Raw genomic sequence first — 15481 nt, forward strand, 5'->3', positions numbered from 1 at the left:
GGGCATCTGTCAAATGACGTTGTGAAATGGTCTGCGGCGTTAGATGAGTTTTGTGGTTTTTTTCGCGAAATGGCTATCGGCGGGATCACCGGTTATGGAACTGATGACCCCTTCGCGGGCAAGCCCGCTCCCACATTGAAAGTGCTTAGTGTTTTTTTGCCTGTGCGCGAATCCGATCTTCCTGCTCGCGCAATTCCGGTGTGAACTCGGCACCGAAATCCTCTGCCTCAAACACCTGACGAATCTCGATCTCGGCCTCGGTGCCCGGCATCGGGTTGGGGCATCGCTTGACCCAGTCGATCGCTTCCTGTTTCGACTTCACCTGCCATATCCAGTAACCGGCAATCAGCTCTTTGGTTTCGGCAAACGGGCCGTCGATGACGGTACGTTTGTCCCCTGAAAAGCGCACGCGTGCACCTTTGCTGCTGGGGTGCAGGCCTTCGCCTTCGATCATGATGCCGGCTTTGACCAGTTCTTCGTTGTAGTTGCCCATGGCGGTCAGCAGTTCGTTGCTGGGCATCACGCCGGCTTCGGAATCCTGGCTGGCTTTGACAATGATCATGAATCGCATGGTGTTATCTCCGCTGGAGGTGAGGGGATTCACTACATGGTCGAATGGCGACAAGCCAAATCGACAGCACTTCAAAGATTTTTGAGCAGCGCAAACCCTGTGGGAGCGAGCCTGCTCGCGATAGCGGTCTGTATTTAACTTTTTAACTTTGACCTCTTCGAGATTCTTTACATCAACGTTCAGAAGGACTCCGTTCATGGCTCAAGTCACTCTTAAAGGCAACCCGGTTCAAGTCAATGGCCAATTGCCTCAAGCCGGCTCCAAGGCGCCAGCCTTTTCCCTGGTTGCCGGCAATCTGTCCGACGTGACCCTGGCGAACTTCGCCGGCAAGCGCAAAGTGCTGAACATCTTCCCAAGCATTGACACCCCGACCTGCGCGACCTCGGTTCGCACGTTCAACGCCCAGGCCAACGATGTCGCCAACACGGTTGTGCTGTGCATCTCCGCTGATCTGCCGTTCGCCCAAGCACGCTTCTGCGGTGCCGAAGGCCTGGAAAACGTGCAGAACCTGTCGACCCTGCGCGGCGCCGAGTTTATCGAGAACTACGGCGTTGCCATCGCTGACGGCCCGCTCAAAGGCCTGACCGCCCGTGCTGTCGTGGTGCTGGACGAAAACGACAACGTGCTGCACAGCGAACTGGTCAAGGAAATCGCTGAAGAGCCGAACTACGAAGCAGCGCTCGCCGTTCTGAAATAAGCGCAGCCTTTACAATTGTTAACGGCCTGGCCCTGTCCAGGCCGTTTTCATTTGTGCTTCAGTGTCTTAGACAAAATTCCTGATACGTAAGCCGAAGGTAAATTGCCGGTAAAGCCGCTTTGCTTAATGCCCGCCAGTGCTTATCGTTCAGCCACATGTAAAACAAGCCCACGCGCCCAATGGTTGATCATTCAATGCAATCCTCCGCTTCTCGTAGTCCTCGTCGCTGGCTTCTCGGCCTGCTTGTCCTGTTGGTCATCGCTGGCGTGTGCTGGAAATACTGGCCCACCGGTGCTGCTCACACGGAGGGTGCAGGGCAGAAAGCCGTGGCCGGGCGTAGCGGCAAGACGGGGGGGATGCGCCCGGGTTTCGGCGGGGCGACCGGCCCGGTGCCCGTGCGCGTGGCGCCTGCGGTCAAGGGGGACTTCCCTCTGTACTACAAGGCGCTCGGGACCGTCACCGCACTGAACACCATTAATGTGCGCAGCCGTGTCGGCGGTGAACTGATCAAGATTTCCTTTGAAGAAGGGCAGATGGTCAAGGCTGGCGATCTGCTGGCTGAAATCGACCCGCGTCCGTACCAGAACGCCTTGCTCCAGGCTGAAGGCACCTTGCTGCAGAATCAGGCGCAACTGAAAAATGCCCAGGTCGATGTCGAGCGTTATCGCGGGCTGTACAAAGAGGACAGTATCGCCAAGCAAACCCTGGACACCGCCGAAGCCTTGGTCGGTCAGTACCTGGGCACCGTCAAGACCAATCAGGCGGCAGTCAACGACGCCAAGCTCAATCTCGAATTCACCAAGATCCGCGCGCCGATTACCGGGCGTGTCGGCCTGCGTCAACTCGACGTCGGCAACCTGGTCGCCGCCAACGACACCACAGCGCTGGCAATCATCACCCAGACCCAGCCGATCAGCGTGGCCTTCACCTTGCCGGAAAACAGCCTCGACGTGGTGCTGGCCCGCTATCGGACCGGCGCTAAACTGCCCGCCGAAGCCTGGGACCGTAGCGACACCAAATTGCAGGCCACCGGCGTGTTGCAGAGCCTGGACAACCAGATCGACGTCACCACCGGCACCCTGAAATTCAAGGCGCGCTACGAGAACCGCGATCAAACGCTGTTCCCCAATCAGTTCGTCAACGTTCACTTACTGGCTGACACCCTCAAGGGCGTGGTGCTCGCGCCGTCGGCGGCCATTCAGTTCGGCACCAACGGCACCTTCGTCTATGCGCTGGACGGCGACAAGAAGGTCACCATCCGTCAGTTGAAAGTCGGCGCCAGCGACGGGCTCAACACCGTGGTCACCGAAGGCCTGGCCCCCGGGGACCGTGTGGTGCTGGAAGGCACTGACCGCTTGAAGGAGGGCAGCGAAGTCGAAGTGGTCAATGCCCCCCAGGACGTGCCGACTACCCCGACCGGGCACCTGCAAGGTAAACCGGCAGCGGATGCATCGGAGCCGGCGGCCGCCGACAAGGCGAAAAAGGGCGGCGCATGAACATCTCGCGGCTGTTCATCCTTCGCCCGGTCGCCACGACCCTGAGCATGCTGGCCATTGTGCTGGCCGGTTTGATCGCCTATCGGTTGCTGCCGGTGTCGGCGTTGCCTCAGGTCGATTACCCGACGATTCGCGTCATGACGCTCTATCCCGGCGCCAGCCCGGATGTCATGACCAGCGCGGTCACCGCGCCACTGGAGCGTCAGTTCGGGCAGATGCCCGGCCTGACCCAGATGGCGTCGACCAGTTCGGGCGGCGCGTCGGTGCTGACCCTGCGCTTCAGCCTCGACATCAACATGGACGTCGCCGAGCAGCAGGTGCAAGCCGCGATCAACGCAGCGACCAACTTGCTGCCCAAGGACTTGCCGGCGCCGCCGGTGTACAACAAGGTCAACCCGGCGGACACCCCGGTGCTGACCCTGGCGATTACCTCGAAAACCATGTTGCTGCCCAAACTCAATGACCTGGTCGACACGCGCATGGCGCAGAAAATCGCCCAGATCAGCGGCGTTGGCATGGTCAGCATTGCCGGTGGCCAGCGTCAGGCGGTGCGGATCAAGGTCAATCCCGAGGCCCTGGCGGCCAATGGCCTGAACCTGTCGGATGTGCGCACACTGATCGGCGCCTCCAACGTCAACCAGCCCAAAGGCAACTTCGATGGCCCGACCCGGGTGTCGATGCTCGACGCAAACGATCAACTGACTTCGCCCAAGGACTACGCCAACCTGATCCTGGCATACGCCAACGGCGCGCCGTTGCGCCTCAAGGATGTCGCGCAAATCGTCGACGGCGCTGAAAACGAACGTCTGGCGGCATGGGCCAATGAAAACCAGGCGGTGCTGCTGAACATTCAGCGTCAGCCGGGTGCCAACGTCATTGAAGTGGTCGACCGGATCAAGGCGTTGCTGCCGAGCATCACCGACAACCTGCCGGCCGGCCTAGACGTCACGGTACTCACCGACCGCACCCAAACCATTCGCGCCTCGGTCAAAGACGTGCAGCATGAATTGCTGATCGCCATCGCATTGGTGGTGATGGTCACGTTCCTGTTTCTGCGCCGCGCCAGCGCCACGATCATTCCATCGGTTGCCGTGCCGCTGTCGTTGATCGGCACCTTTGGCGTGATGTACCTCGCCGGCTTCTCGGTCAATAACCTGACCCTGATGGCCCTGACTATCGCCACCGGTTTTGTGGTGGACGATGCGATCGTGATGCTGGAGAACATTTCCCGGTTTATCGAAGAGGGCGACAGCCCGTTGAATGCCGCGCTCAAGGGCGCCAAGCAGATCGGTTTCACTCTGATTTCCCTGACCCTGTCGCTGATCGCGGTATTGATTCCGCTGCTGTTCATGGCGGACGTGGTCGGGCGTTTGTTCCGCGAGTTCGCGATCACGCTGGCGGTGGCGATTCTGATTTCGCTGGTGGTGTCCCTGACGCTGACGCCGATGATGTGCGCGCGTTTGCTCAAGCGTGAACCCAAGGCAGCAGAGCAGGGCCGTTTCTACCGGGCCAGCGGCGCGTGGATTGACTGGATGATCGCGGCCTACGGGCGCAAATTGCAGTGGGTACTCAAGCACCAGCCGCTGACGTTGCTGGTGGCCGTCGGCACGCTGGCGTTGACCGTGGTTCTTTACCTGGCGGTGCCCAAGGGTTTCTTTCCGGTGCAGGACACCGGGGTGATCCAGGGAATTTCCGAGGCGCCGCAGTCGATTTCCTTCGCGGCGATGAGCGAGCGTCAGCAAGAGTTGGCCAAGGTTATCCTCGCCGACCCGGCGGTGGAAAGCCTGTCGTCCTACATTGGTGTGGACGGTGACAACGCGACGCTGAACAGCGGTCGCCTGTTGATCAACCTCAAGTCCCACAGCAACCGTGACCTGAACGCAACCGAAGTCATTGCCCGCTTGCAACCGGAGCTGGACAAGCTGGTCGGCATCCGCCTGTTCATGCAGCCGGTGCAGGACCTGACCATCGAAGACCGTGTCAGCCGCACGCAATACCAGTTCAGTATGTCGTCGCCAGACGCCGAACTGCTGAGCCTGTGGAGCAATCGTCTGGTCGATGCGCTGGCCCAACGGCCAGAACTGACCGATGTTGCCAGCGATCTGCAGGACAAGGGTTTGCAGGTCTATCTGGTGATCGACCGCGATGCCGCTTCACGGGTCGGGGTGTCGGTGTCAAACATCACCGATGCGCTGTACGACGCGTTCGGTCAGCGGCAGATTTCGACCATCTACACCCAGGCCAGCCAGTACCGAGTGGTCCTGCAATCGCAGTCCGGGGAGAAGATCGGCCCGGATGCGTTGAATCAGATTCACGTGAAAACCACCGACGGCGGGCAAGTGCGCCTGTCGAGCCTGGCGCACATGGAGGAGCGTCAGGCGCAACTGGCAATCACCCACATCGGCCAGTTCCCGGCGGTGATGATGTCCTTCAACCTGGCACCGGGTGTGGCGCTGGGGCATGCGGTCGAGATCATCGATCAGGTGCAGAAAGACATCGGCATGCCGATTGGTGTGCAGACACAGTTCCAGGGCGCGGCCGAAGCTTTCCAGGCGTCGCTGTCGAGCACCTTGCTGCTGATTCTGGCGGCGGTGGTCACCATGTATATCGTGCTCGGCGTGCTGTACGAGAGCTACATCCACCCGATCACCATTCTATCGACCTTGCCTTCGGCGGCGGTCGGCGCGCTGCTGGCGTTGATCCTGAGCGGCAATGACCTGGGCATGATCGCGATTATCGGCATTATTTTGCTGATCGGTATCGTGAAAAAGAACGCGATCATGATGATCGACTTCGCCCTCGACGCTGAGCGCAATCAGGGCGTGGACCCGGAAACGGCGATCTATCAGGCGGCACTGTTGCGATTCCGGCCGATTCTGATGACCACCCTGGCCGCGTTGTTCGGCGCCGTGCCGCTGATGCTGGCCACCGGTTCTGGCGCGGAACTGCGTCAGCCGTTGGGGCTGGTGATGGTCGGTGGTTTGCTGGTGAGTCAGGTGCTGACCTTGTTCACCACGCCCGTCATCTACTTGTACTTCGACCGGCTCGGTCGGCGCTGGGGCCACAAGTCTGAAGCCGTGGACGCGGTAGAGCAGCCATGAACCTGTCCGGACCTTTCATCAAGCGCCCGGTCGCGACGATGTTACTGAGCCTGGCGATCATGCTGCTGGGCGGCGTGAGCTTCGGCCTGTTGCCGGTGTCGCCATTGCCGCAGATGGATTTCCCGGTGATCGTGGTCCAGGCCAGCCTGCCCGGTGCGAGCCCGGAAGTCATGGCCTCGACCGTGGCCACACCGCTGGAACGATCCTTCGGCACCATCGCCGGGGTCAACACCATGAGCAGCCGCTCCAGCCAAGGTTCGACCCGGGTGATCCTGCAATTTGACCTCGATCGCGATATCAACGGCGCCGCCCGGGAAGTGCAAGCCGCTATCAACGCCTCGCGCAACCTGCTGCCGAGCGGGATGCGCAGCATGCCGACCTACAAAAAGGTCAACCCGTCCCAAGCGCCGATCATGGTGTTATCGCTGACCTCGGACGTGCTGGAAAAAGGCCAGCTCTACGATCTGGCCTCGACGATCCTGTCCCAGAGCCTGTCGCAAGTGCAGGGCGTGGGCGAAGTGCAGATCGGCGGCAGTTCGTTGCCGGCGGTGCGTATCGAGCTTGAGCCGCAAGCACTTAATCAGTACGGCGTGGCCCTGGACGATGTGCGCAACACCATCGCCAATGCCAACGTGCGCCGGCCCAAGGGCTCGGTCGAAGACGGCGAGCGGTTGTGGCAGGTCCAGGCCAACGATCAACTGGAAAAGGCCAAGGATTACGAGTCGCTGATCATCCACTACAACGGCGGCGCAGCCCTGCGCCTCAAGGATGTGGCCAAGGTCAGCGACGGCGTCGAGGACCGTTACAACAGCGGTTTCTTCAACGACGACGCGGCGGTGTTGCTGGTGATCAACCGGGCGGCGGGCGCCAACATCATCGAGACGGTCAATGAGATCAAGGCGCAGCTGCCGGCGTTGCAGGCGGTGCTGCCGGCCAGCGTCAAGCTGAACCTGGCAATGGACCGTTCGCCGGTGATCAAGGCGACCTTGCACGAAGCGGAAATGACCTTGCTGATCGCCGTGACGCTGGTGATTCTGGTGGTTTTCCTGTTCCTCGGTAACTTCCGTGCGTCGCTGATTCCGACGCTGGCGGTGCCGGTGTCGCTGGTGGGCACCTTTGCGGTGATGTACCTCTACGGGTTCTCGCTGAATAACCTGTCGCTGATGGCGCTGATTCTCGCCACCGGGCTGGTGGTGGACGACGCCATCGTGGTGCTGGAGAACATTTCCAGGCACATCGACGAAGGCGTGCCGCCAATGAAAGCCGCGTACCTCGGCGCTCAGGAAGTCGGCTTTACCTTGCTCTCGATGAACGTCTCGCTGGTGGCGGTGTTCCTGTCGATCCTGTTCATGGGCGGGATCATTGAAAGCCTGTTCCGCGAGTTTTCCATCACCCTGGCCGCGTCCATTGTGGTGTCGCTGGTGGTTTCGCTGACCCTGACGCCGATGCTCTGCGCCCGTTGGCTGAAGCCGCATACGCCGGGTCAGGAAAACCGCTTGCAGCGCTGGAGCCAGCGCGCCAACGAATGGATGGTCGGCAAGTACGCGACCAGCCTCGACTGGGTGTTGCGCCACCGTCGACTGACCTTGCTCAGCCTGTTCGTGACGATTGGCGTGAATATTGCGCTGTATGTAGTTGTTCCTAAAACATTTTTACCGCAACAGGATACCGGTCAGCTGATTGGTTTCGTGCGCGGGGACGACGGTCTGTCGTTCAACGTGATGCAACCGAAAATGGAAACCTTCCGCCGCGCCGTGCTCAAGGACGACGCAGTGGAAAGCGTCGCGGGGTTTATTGGCGGCACCAACGGCACCAACAACGCCTTCATGCTGGTGCGCCTGAAGCCGATCAAGCAACGCAACATTTCCGCGCAGAAAGTCATCGAACGCCTGCGCAAGGAAATGCCCAAGGTTGCCGGTGCACAACTGATGTTGATGGCGGACCAGGACCTGCAATTTGGCGGCGGCCGCGAACAGACTTCGTCGCAGTATTCCTACATCCTGCAAAGCGGTGACCTGGGTGCGTTGCGTGAGTGGTACCCGAAGGTGGTCGCCGCGCTCAAGGCGTTGCCGGAGTTGACGGCGGTTGACGCCCGGGAAGGTCGGGGTGCCCAGCAGGTGACGCTGATTGTCGATCGCGATCAGGCCAAACGCCTGGGTGTGGACATGGACATGGTCACCTCGGTGCTGAACAACGCCTACAGCCAGCGGCAGATTTCGACGATTTACGACAGCCTCAACCAATATCAGGTGGTGATGGAAGTCGACCCGAAATACGCCCAGGACCCGGTTACGCTCAAGCAAGTGCAAGTGATCACTGCCGACGGTGCGCGGATTCCGTTGTCGACCATCGCGCACTACGAAGCCAGCCTGGAAAACGATCGGGTCAGCCACGAAGGCCAGTTTGCCTCCGAAAGCCTGTCGTTTGACATGGCCGAAGGGGTGACGGTGGAGCAGGGCACAGCGGCCATCGAACGGGCGATAGCCAAACTCGGTTTGCCCGAAGAGGTGATCGCGAAAATGGCCGGCACCGCCGATGCGTTCGCCGCGATGCAAAAAAGCCAGCCATGGATGATTCTCGGCGCGCTGCTGGCGGTTTATCTGGTGTTGGGTGTGCTGTATGAAAGCTACATCCATCCGTTGACCATTCTGTCGACTTTGCCATCGGCCGGGGTCGGTGCGTTGCTGTCGATCTATGTGCTGGGCGGCGAGTTCAGCCTGATCTCGTTGCTCGGGCTGTTCTTGCTGATCGGCGTGGTGAAGAAAAACGCCATTCTGATGATCGACCTCGCGCTGCAACTCGAACGCCATCAAGGCCTGGCGCCGTTGGAGTCGATTCGCAGTGCCTGTTTGCAACGTTTGCGCCCCATTCTGATGACCACCCTGGCGGCGATCCTCGGAGCCTTGCCGTTGCTGCTGAGCCGTGCCGAAGGTGCGGAAATGCGCCAGCCACTGGGCCTGACCATCATCGGCGGGCTGATTTTCAGCCAGGTGTTGACCCTTTACACCACGCCGGTGGTTTACCTTTATCTCGACAAACTGCGCCATCGCTTCAATAAATGGCGTGGTGTGCGTTCCGATGCTGCTTTGGAAACTCCGCTATGACTGACCGTTCGCTTATCCATCTGGCCTTCCCGCTGGCCGCCGCCCGAGGCTCGCGCCTGCTGAGCCTGGCGCTGTGCGTGGCGATGCTCAGCGCTTGCGCTGTCGGCCCGGACTATCAGCGCCCGCAAGCTGCCGCGCCGGTGCAATACAAGGAAGCGGCAGGCTGGCGTCAGGCCAGCCCGAGCGACTCCCTGGCGCGCGGTGCCTGGTGGGAGCTGTATGGCGATCGGCAGCTCAATGGCCTGATCGAACAACTCAACCGGTCCAACCAGACCGTGGCCCAGTCCGAGGCGCAATACCGTCAGGCCCAAGCACTGGTGCGCAGTGCGCGGGGTGCGTTTTTTCCGACGGTGGATCTGACCGTTGGCAAAAACCGCTCCAGCCAGGGCACCGGCAGCAGCAACTCGAGCCTGACCAGCTCCTCCAGCGGAATTCGTGACACCTACACCGCCCAGGCCGGGGTCAGCTGGGAAGCGGACGTGTGGGGCAAACTGCGCCGGGGCCTTGAAGCCGACACCGCCAACGCCCAGGCAAGCTTTGCCGACCTGGCCGCGATGCGCCTGAGTCAGCAGTCCGAACTGGTGCAGAACTACCTGCAGTTGCGGGTGATCGACGGACAGAAACGCTTGCTGGAAGCGACGGTCGAGGCTTATCAGCGCTCGCTGACCATGACCGAAAACCAATACCGCGCCGGTGTTTCCGGGCGGGACGCGGTGGCGCAGGCGCAGACCCAACTCAAAAGCACGCAAGCCGACATGGTTGACCTGATCTGGCAGCGCGCACAGTTCGAGAACGCCATCGCCGTGTTGATCGGGCTGCCCCCGGCCGAGTTCAGCCTGGCGGAAACCAACACCATCCCGACGTTGCCCGAGGTGCCGGTGGGATTGCCTTCGCAGTTGTTGGAACGTCGCCCTGACATCGCTTCCGCCGAGCGTTCGGTGATCGCGGCCAACGCCAACATTGGTGTGGCCAAGGCCGCCTACTACCCGGATTTCACCTTGAGCATGAACGGCGGATATAGCAGCAGCACCTATTCCAACTGGATCAGCGTGCCCAACCGCTTCTGGTCGGTCGGGCCACAAATGGCCATGACCTTGTTTGATGGCGGCCAGCGTTCGGCAGAAGTCGATCGTAGCGAAGCGGCTTACGACGAGACGGTGGCCAAGTACCGCCAGACCGTGCTCGACGGTTTCCGCGAAGTGGAAAACTTCCTGGTGCAGCTCAAGGTGCTGGAAGATGAAGCCGGCGTGCGCCAAGAAGCACTGGAGGCGGCACGTATCTCGTTGCGCCTGACTCAAAACCAGTACAAGGCCGGTTTGATTGCGTATCTGGACGTGGTGGTGGTTCAAGCCACGGCATTGAGTAACGAGCGCAGCGTGCTGGATCTTCAGCAGAGCCGGTTGATTGCCAGCGTTCAGCTGATTGCCGCGTTGGGCGGCGGATGGGACGGTGCGTTGCAGGTCAGCGAAAACCAATAACCAGCACCGGCCTCTGTAGCAGCTGACGAGCAGCGCGAGGCTGCGTTCGGCAGCGAAGCTGTCGTAAAACCTGAAAACGCGGTCTTCCTGAAAGACCACGTCACCTGATTTCACGACAGTTTCGCTGCCAGACGCAGCCTCGCGCTGCTCGACAGCTGCTACGGGGAATGTACGGATCGCAGGGGATCAAACAAGCGTTTCATCGGCTTGATGGCCATTTGCTTATTTTGTCAGTGCGTTCTTTTGCGCAATCAGTACAATCGCCCGCATTTGCCCCCCGAGTAAGAACGCTCTACGGCGGGCGCTCACGAGAAGTCTCATGCTGATCGGTAGCTATTCACCCACCCTGGTTATCATTTCACTCTGTGTCGCGATTCTCGCTTCCTATACCGCGCTTGACCTCACCGGGCGCATTGCCACGGCCAAAGGCTGCACGGTGCATTTGTGGACGACGGGCGGTGCTTTTGCCATGGGCATTGGGGTGTGGTCGATGCACTTCATCGGCATGCTTGCGTTCAAATTGCCGATTGATCTGGGTTACGACCTCACCATCACGTTGCTGTCGCTGCTGACTGCGATCCTATCTTGCGGCTTTGCCCTGTGGCTGGTCAGCCAGCCACGGTTACCGGCCTGGCAACTGGCGTTTGGCGCGCTGGTGATGGGCGCCGGGATCAGTGCGATGCACTACACCGGCATGGCCGCCCTGCGCATGCAGCCGGGCATCGATTACGACCCGACGCTGGTTGGCACCTCGCTGCTGATCGCCGTGGGCGCTTCGGGAGCGGCACTCTGGATTGCCTTCCGCCTGCGACAGCGCTCGCCGCATGTCACCCTGTTTCGGTGCGGTGCGGCGGTGATCATGGGCATCGCTATCGTCGGCATGCACTACACCAGCATGGCGGCTGCGCGTTTTCCGGACGGCAGTTTCTGTGGTGCGGCTGTCAGCGGCTTGAGCGGTAAAGGCCTGGACAATCTGGTGCTGATCACCACGCTGGCGGTACTGAGCATCGCCTTGCTGACGTCGGTGCTGGATGCGCGTCTGGAAGCGCGCACCGCTGACCTCGCGCGTTCACTCACCGAGGCCAACCGCGAACTGACGCAACTGGCCTTGCACGACCCCCTGACCGGATTGCCCAATCGCGTACTGCTGGCCGATCGCATCGAACAGGCAATGTCCAAGGTGCAGGAGCAGGGCGGCTGTTTTGCGCTGATGTTCATCGATCTGGACGGTTTCAAACCGGTCAATGACGCATTTGGCCACCAAATGGGCGATCAGTTGTTGCGTGAAGTCGCGGTGCGCCTGCGTGAGGATTTACGCTGTCAAGACACGTTGGCGCGCATCGGTGGCGATGAGTTTGTCCTGCTGGTGCGGCTCGCCGAGCCGGATGATGCGTTGAGCCTGGCTGCGCGTCAGGTGGGGTTGATCGCACGCTCGTTCCGGGTGGCTGAACATGACCTGCAGATTTCTGCCAGCGTCGGCATCGCGCTGTATCCGGGCAATGGACAGACCGCCCAGGACTTGCTGATGAACGCTGACGCGGCGATGTACCACGCCAAGGGTTCCGGGAAAAACGGCTACAGCTTCTTCGATGCCTCGATGAACAGCAACGCGCGCAAGCAGCTGCAATTGCTGCAAGACCTGCGAAATGCGCTCGATCAGGAACAGTTCAGCCTCTATTACCAGCCCAAATTTGACGCGAACAATGGCCAGCCGGTGGGCGCCGAAGCGCTGCTGCGTTGGGAGCACCCGACGCGGGGCATGATGCTGCCAGACACGTTTATCGACATCGCGGAAAAGACCGGGCTGATCATTCCTATCGGCGAGTGGGTGCTCAACGAAGCGTGCCGGCAGATGCGCGAATGGTATGTGCAGGGCTACACCGATTGGCGGATCGCAGTGAACCTGTCGGCGTTGCAGTTCTGCCATGCCGGCCTGGTTCAAAGCGTGGCCAAGGCCCTGAGCACCCATCGGCTGCCGGCCAATAGCCTGACCCTGGAAATCACCGAAACCACCGCCATGAGCGACGCCGATGCGAGCATGACGGTGCTGCAGGAGCTCTCGGCCATGGGCGTCGACCTGTCCATCGATGATTTCGGGACTGGCTATTCGAGCTTGATGTACCTCAAGCGCCTGCCGGCCAATGAGTTGAAGATCGACCGGGGTTTCGTCCGCGACCTGGAACACGACAGCGACGACGCCGCCATTGTCTCGGCGATCGTCGCACTCGGTCAGGCGCTGGGCTTGCGGATCGTCGCCGAAGGCGTCGAAACCGGTGTGCAGCAGGACTTTCTGACCAAACTGGGGTGTGATTCGTTGCAGGGCTATCTGTTGGGGCACCCACTGCCGGCCGAACGCTTCATGCTGGACATACATCGCGCAGAACAATTGGCAATAGCCTGAAAATCCCCGCTGGACGTAGCAGCTGACGAGCAGCGCGAGGCTGCGTCCGGCTGCGCAGCAGTCGTAAAACCTGCGCACGCAGTCTTTCTGAAACACCGCGCTGCCTGAATTCACGACAGCTTCGCTGCCGAACGCAGCCTCGCGCTGCTCGACAGCTGCTACGGGTGGCCGTTTGGAGGTGTTGGTCGTATCTGTTGATGTGAGCCCATGCAAAAGCCGGCAATGGCAGTTATTCTTGACCCAGACTGCTTACGCTTGGAATGGGGGGAACGCTCGCATGGACAAAGTCATCGTCATCACCGGTGGCGGCCGCGGTATTGGTGCCGCCACCGCCCTGTTGGCCGCTGAACAGGGCTATCGGATCTGTATCAACTACCAGTCTGACGAATCCGCCGCGGAACGCGTGCTGGAGCAAGTTCGTGCACTGGGCGCTCAAGCCATCGCGGTGCGCGCCGATGTCAGCATCGAAGATGAAGTGATCGCTCTGTTCCACCGCGTGGACACCGAACTGGGTCGGGTCACGGCGCTGGTGAACAACGCCGGCACCGTCGGGCACAAGTCCCGGGTCGACGAAATGTCCGAATTCCGTATTCTCAAAATCCTCAAGACCAACGTCCTGGCGCCGATCCTCTGTGCCAAGCACGCGATCCTGCGCATGTCGCCCAAACATGGCGGGCAGGGTGGCAGCATCGTCAACGTGTCGTCGGTGGCCTCGCGTTTGGGCTCGCCCAACGAATATGTGGATTACGCCGCGTCAAAAGGTGCGCTGGACAGCTTCACCATTGGTTTGTCCAAGGAAGTGGCGGGCGAGGGTATTCGTGTCAACGCCGTGCGGCCGGGGTTTATTTTCACCGACTTCCATGCGCTGAGCGGGGATCCGGATCGGGTCAGCAAGCTTGAATCGGCGATACCGATGGCGCGGGGTGGGCGACCGGATGAAGTGGCGGAGGCGATCGTGTGGTTGCTGTCGGACAAGGCTTCTTATGCGACCGGGACTTTTGTCGATCTGGGTGGTGGGCGGTAAATTTCAGAATTCGTATTGCCGGCTGAGGCCTCTTCGCGAGCAGGCTCGCTCCCACAGTGAATCTTCAGTGGTCACAAAACCTGTGGGAGCGAGCCTGCTCGCGAATAGACCAGACGACATCACACCCTCAGAACGACCGCACAATCCGCCCCAACGTCTCCATCGCCTTCTCCGAATCCTCGGTCCACGGGCTGCCGTAATTCAACCGAATACAGTTGCGAAACCGCTGCGTCGGCGAAAAGATCGGCCCCGGCGCAATGCTGATGCCCTGCGCCAAGGCCATCTGGAACAACTTCAGCGAATCCATCTGCGGCGGCAGTTCCAGCCACAAAAAGTAGCCGCCGGCCGGTTGACTGACACGCGTCTGTGCCGGGAAGTAGCGGGCGATGGCGGCGAGCATTGCGCTTTGCTGTTCTTCGAGGGCGTAACGCAATTTGCGCAAATGCCGGTCGTAACCGCCGTGTTGCAGGTAGTCGGCAATGGCCGCTTGCGCCGGCATTGAGGCGCAGAGTGAGGTCATGAGTTTCAGGCGTTCGATCTTCTGTGCGTAACGCCCGGCGGCCACCCAGCCGATGCGATAACCGGGGGCCAGGCTCTTGGCGAACGAACCGCAGTGCATCACCAACCCTTCTGTATCAAACGCCTTGGCCGGTTTCGGCGCCTGTTGCCCGTAATACAACTCGGCGTAGACGTCGTCTTCGATCAGCGGCACCTGATGGCGGCGCAGTAACGCCACCAGTTCCTGCTTTTTCGCCTCGGGCATGGTCGCGCCCATCGGGTTCTGGAAGCTGGTCATGCACCAGCAGACTTTGATCGGATGACGCTCCAGCGTCTGGGCCAGTACCCCCAGGTCAATGCCGTCCCGCGGGTGCACCGGGATCTCGACGGCCTTGAGTTTCAGCCGTTCCAGAATTTGCAGGCAGGCGTAAAACGCTGGCGCTTCAATGGCCACCAGGTCACCGGGTTCCGTGACCGCTTGCAGGCACAGGTTCAAGGCTTCCAGGGCGCCGTTGGTGATCAGCAGTTCTTCCATCGGCAGCATCAGCCCGCCGACCATGTAGCGCAGGGCGATTTGCCGACGCAGTTGCGGGTTGCCCGGCGACATGTCGGTGACGACCATGCGCGGGTCCATGTCCCGGGCCGCGCTGGCCAGCGAGCGCGACAGGCGCTGCAACGGGAACAGGGTCGGGCTGGGGAAGGCCGAGCCGAACGGGACGGTGTTCGGATCCTTGATCGAGTCGAGCACCGAGAACACCAACTCGCTGACGTCGACTTCGGTGGACTCGTTGACCTGGCTGCTGATCACCGGCTCCGAGAACGGGCTCGGCGCGTGGACGTTGACGAAGTAGCCGGAGCGCGGCCGGGCGCGGATCAGTCCGCGGCGTTCGAGCAGGTAGTAGGCCTGGAACACCGTGGACGGGCTCACCCCGTAGGTCTGGCTGGCGTAGCGCACCGATGGCACGCGCTGGCCGGGGCCGAGAACGCCGGAGCGGATCAGTTCAGCGATGTCGTCGGCGAATTTTTCGTAGCGTTTCATCGAGTGCCTGGATTTGATTTCAGTCAGAAAAGTCGAGGTGACTTCATCGCGAGCAGGCTCACTCCCACATTG

9 protein-coding genes are annotated in these 15481 nt (G+C 60.8%); 7 read left to right on the forward strand and 2 right to left on the reverse strand.

Translation table 11 applies throughout. The features are described 5' to 3' along the window. Nucleotides 1-145: 145 nt before the first annotated feature. Nucleotides 146-571 (reverse strand): YciI family protein, encoded by a 426-nt coding sequence (locus AC1DWM_RS01015; protein ID WP_223520695.1) that lies wholly within the window; start codon nt 569-571, stop codon nt 146-148. A 196-nt stretch (nt 572-767) separates the two neighbouring features. On the opposite strand from AC1DWM_RS01015, the gene tpx reads away from it, so the two are divergent. The 7 genes from tpx to AC1DWM_RS01050 all read left to right on the forward strand — a co-directional run bounded on the left by tpx (nt 768) and on the right by AC1DWM_RS01050 (nt 13872). Further along, nucleotides 768-1268 (forward strand): thiol peroxidase, encoded by a 501-nt coding sequence (gene tpx, locus AC1DWM_RS01020; RefSeq protein ID WP_223520692.1) that lies wholly within the window; start codon nt 768-770, stop codon nt 1266-1268. A 179-nt stretch (nt 1269-1447) separates the two neighbouring features. Further along, complete coding sequence (locus AC1DWM_RS01025; protein ID WP_477794447.1) at nt 1448-2764, forward strand: MdtA/MuxA family multidrug efflux RND transporter periplasmic adaptor subunit; 1317 nt, start codon at nt 1448-1450, stop codon at nt 2762-2764. Then, nucleotides 2761-5865: an MdtB/MuxB family multidrug efflux RND transporter permease subunit gene (locus AC1DWM_RS01030; protein ID WP_477794448.1), complete on the forward strand. Its 3105-nt coding sequence runs from the start codon at nt 2761-2763 to the stop codon at nt 5863-5865. The genes AC1DWM_RS01025 and AC1DWM_RS01030 overlap by 4 nt, the downstream gene beginning before the upstream one ends. Continuing rightward, on the forward strand, nt 5862-8969 hold the full coding sequence (locus AC1DWM_RS01035; protein ID WP_477794449.1) for an efflux RND transporter permease subunit: 3108 nt from the start codon (nt 5862-5864) through the stop codon (nt 8967-8969). Before AC1DWM_RS01030 ends, AC1DWM_RS01035 begins: the two co-directional genes overlap by 4 nt. After that, nucleotides 8966-10447: an efflux transporter outer membrane subunit gene (locus AC1DWM_RS01040; protein ID WP_477794450.1), complete on the forward strand. Its 1482-nt coding sequence runs from the start codon at nt 8966-8968 to the stop codon at nt 10445-10447. Before AC1DWM_RS01035 ends, AC1DWM_RS01040 begins: the two co-directional genes overlap by 4 nt. Before the next feature lie 319 nt (nt 10448-10766). After that, a complete protein-coding gene (locus AC1DWM_RS01045) occupies nt 10767-12848 on the forward strand; it encodes a putative bifunctional diguanylate cyclase/phosphodiesterase (RefSeq protein WP_477794451.1) in 2082 nt (693 codons plus the stop codon). 277 nt (nt 12849-13125) lie between these two features. Further along, the gene (locus AC1DWM_RS01050) at nt 13126-13872 is read left to right on the forward strand and encodes an SDR family oxidoreductase (RefSeq protein WP_223520682.1); all 747 of its coding nucleotides are present in this window, start codon (nt 13126-13128) and stop codon (nt 13870-13872) included. A gap of 127 nt (nt 13873-13999) precedes the next feature. On the opposite strand, the gene mapR is transcribed toward AC1DWM_RS01050, so the two are convergent. Then, complete coding sequence (gene mapR, locus AC1DWM_RS01055) at nt 14000-15409, reverse strand: GntR family transcriptional regulator MpaR (protein WP_223520680.1); 1410 nt, start codon at nt 15407-15409, stop codon at nt 14000-14002. Between the last annotated feature and the right edge of the window lie 72 nt (nt 15410-15481).

This window comes from Pseudomonas sp. P4_C8, from assembly GCF_056401975.1.

Coding starts and splice junctions, on each gene's coding strand:
- AC1DWM_RS01015 (WP_223520695.1), bottom strand. CDS start 571: ATGCGATTCATGATCATTGTCAAAGCCAGCCAGGATTCCGAAGCCGGC.
- tpx (WP_223520692.1), top strand. CDS start 768: ATGGCTCAAGTCACTCTTAAAGGCAACCCGGTTCAAGTCAATGGCCAA.
- AC1DWM_RS01025 (WP_477794447.1), top strand. CDS start 1,448: ATGGTTGATCATTCAATGCAATCCTCCGCTTCTCGTAGTCCTCGTCGC.
- AC1DWM_RS01030 (WP_477794448.1), top strand. CDS start 2,761: ATGAACATCTCGCGGCTGTTCATCCTTCGCCCGGTCGCCACGACCCTG.
- AC1DWM_RS01035 (WP_477794449.1), top strand. CDS start 5,862: ATGAACCTGTCCGGACCTTTCATCAAGCGCCCGGTCGCGACGATGTTA.
- AC1DWM_RS01040 (WP_477794450.1), top strand. CDS start 8,966: ATGACTGACCGTTCGCTTATCCATCTGGCCTTCCCGCTGGCCGCCGCC.
- AC1DWM_RS01045 (WP_477794451.1), top strand. CDS start 10,767: ATGCTGATCGGTAGCTATTCACCCACCCTGGTTATCATTTCACTCTGT.
- AC1DWM_RS01050 (WP_223520682.1), top strand. CDS start 13,126: ATGGACAAAGTCATCGTCATCACCGGTGGCGGCCGCGGTATTGGTGCC.
- mapR (WP_223520680.1), bottom strand. CDS start 15,409: ATGAAACGCTACGAAAAATTCGCCGACGACATCGCTGAACTGATCCGC.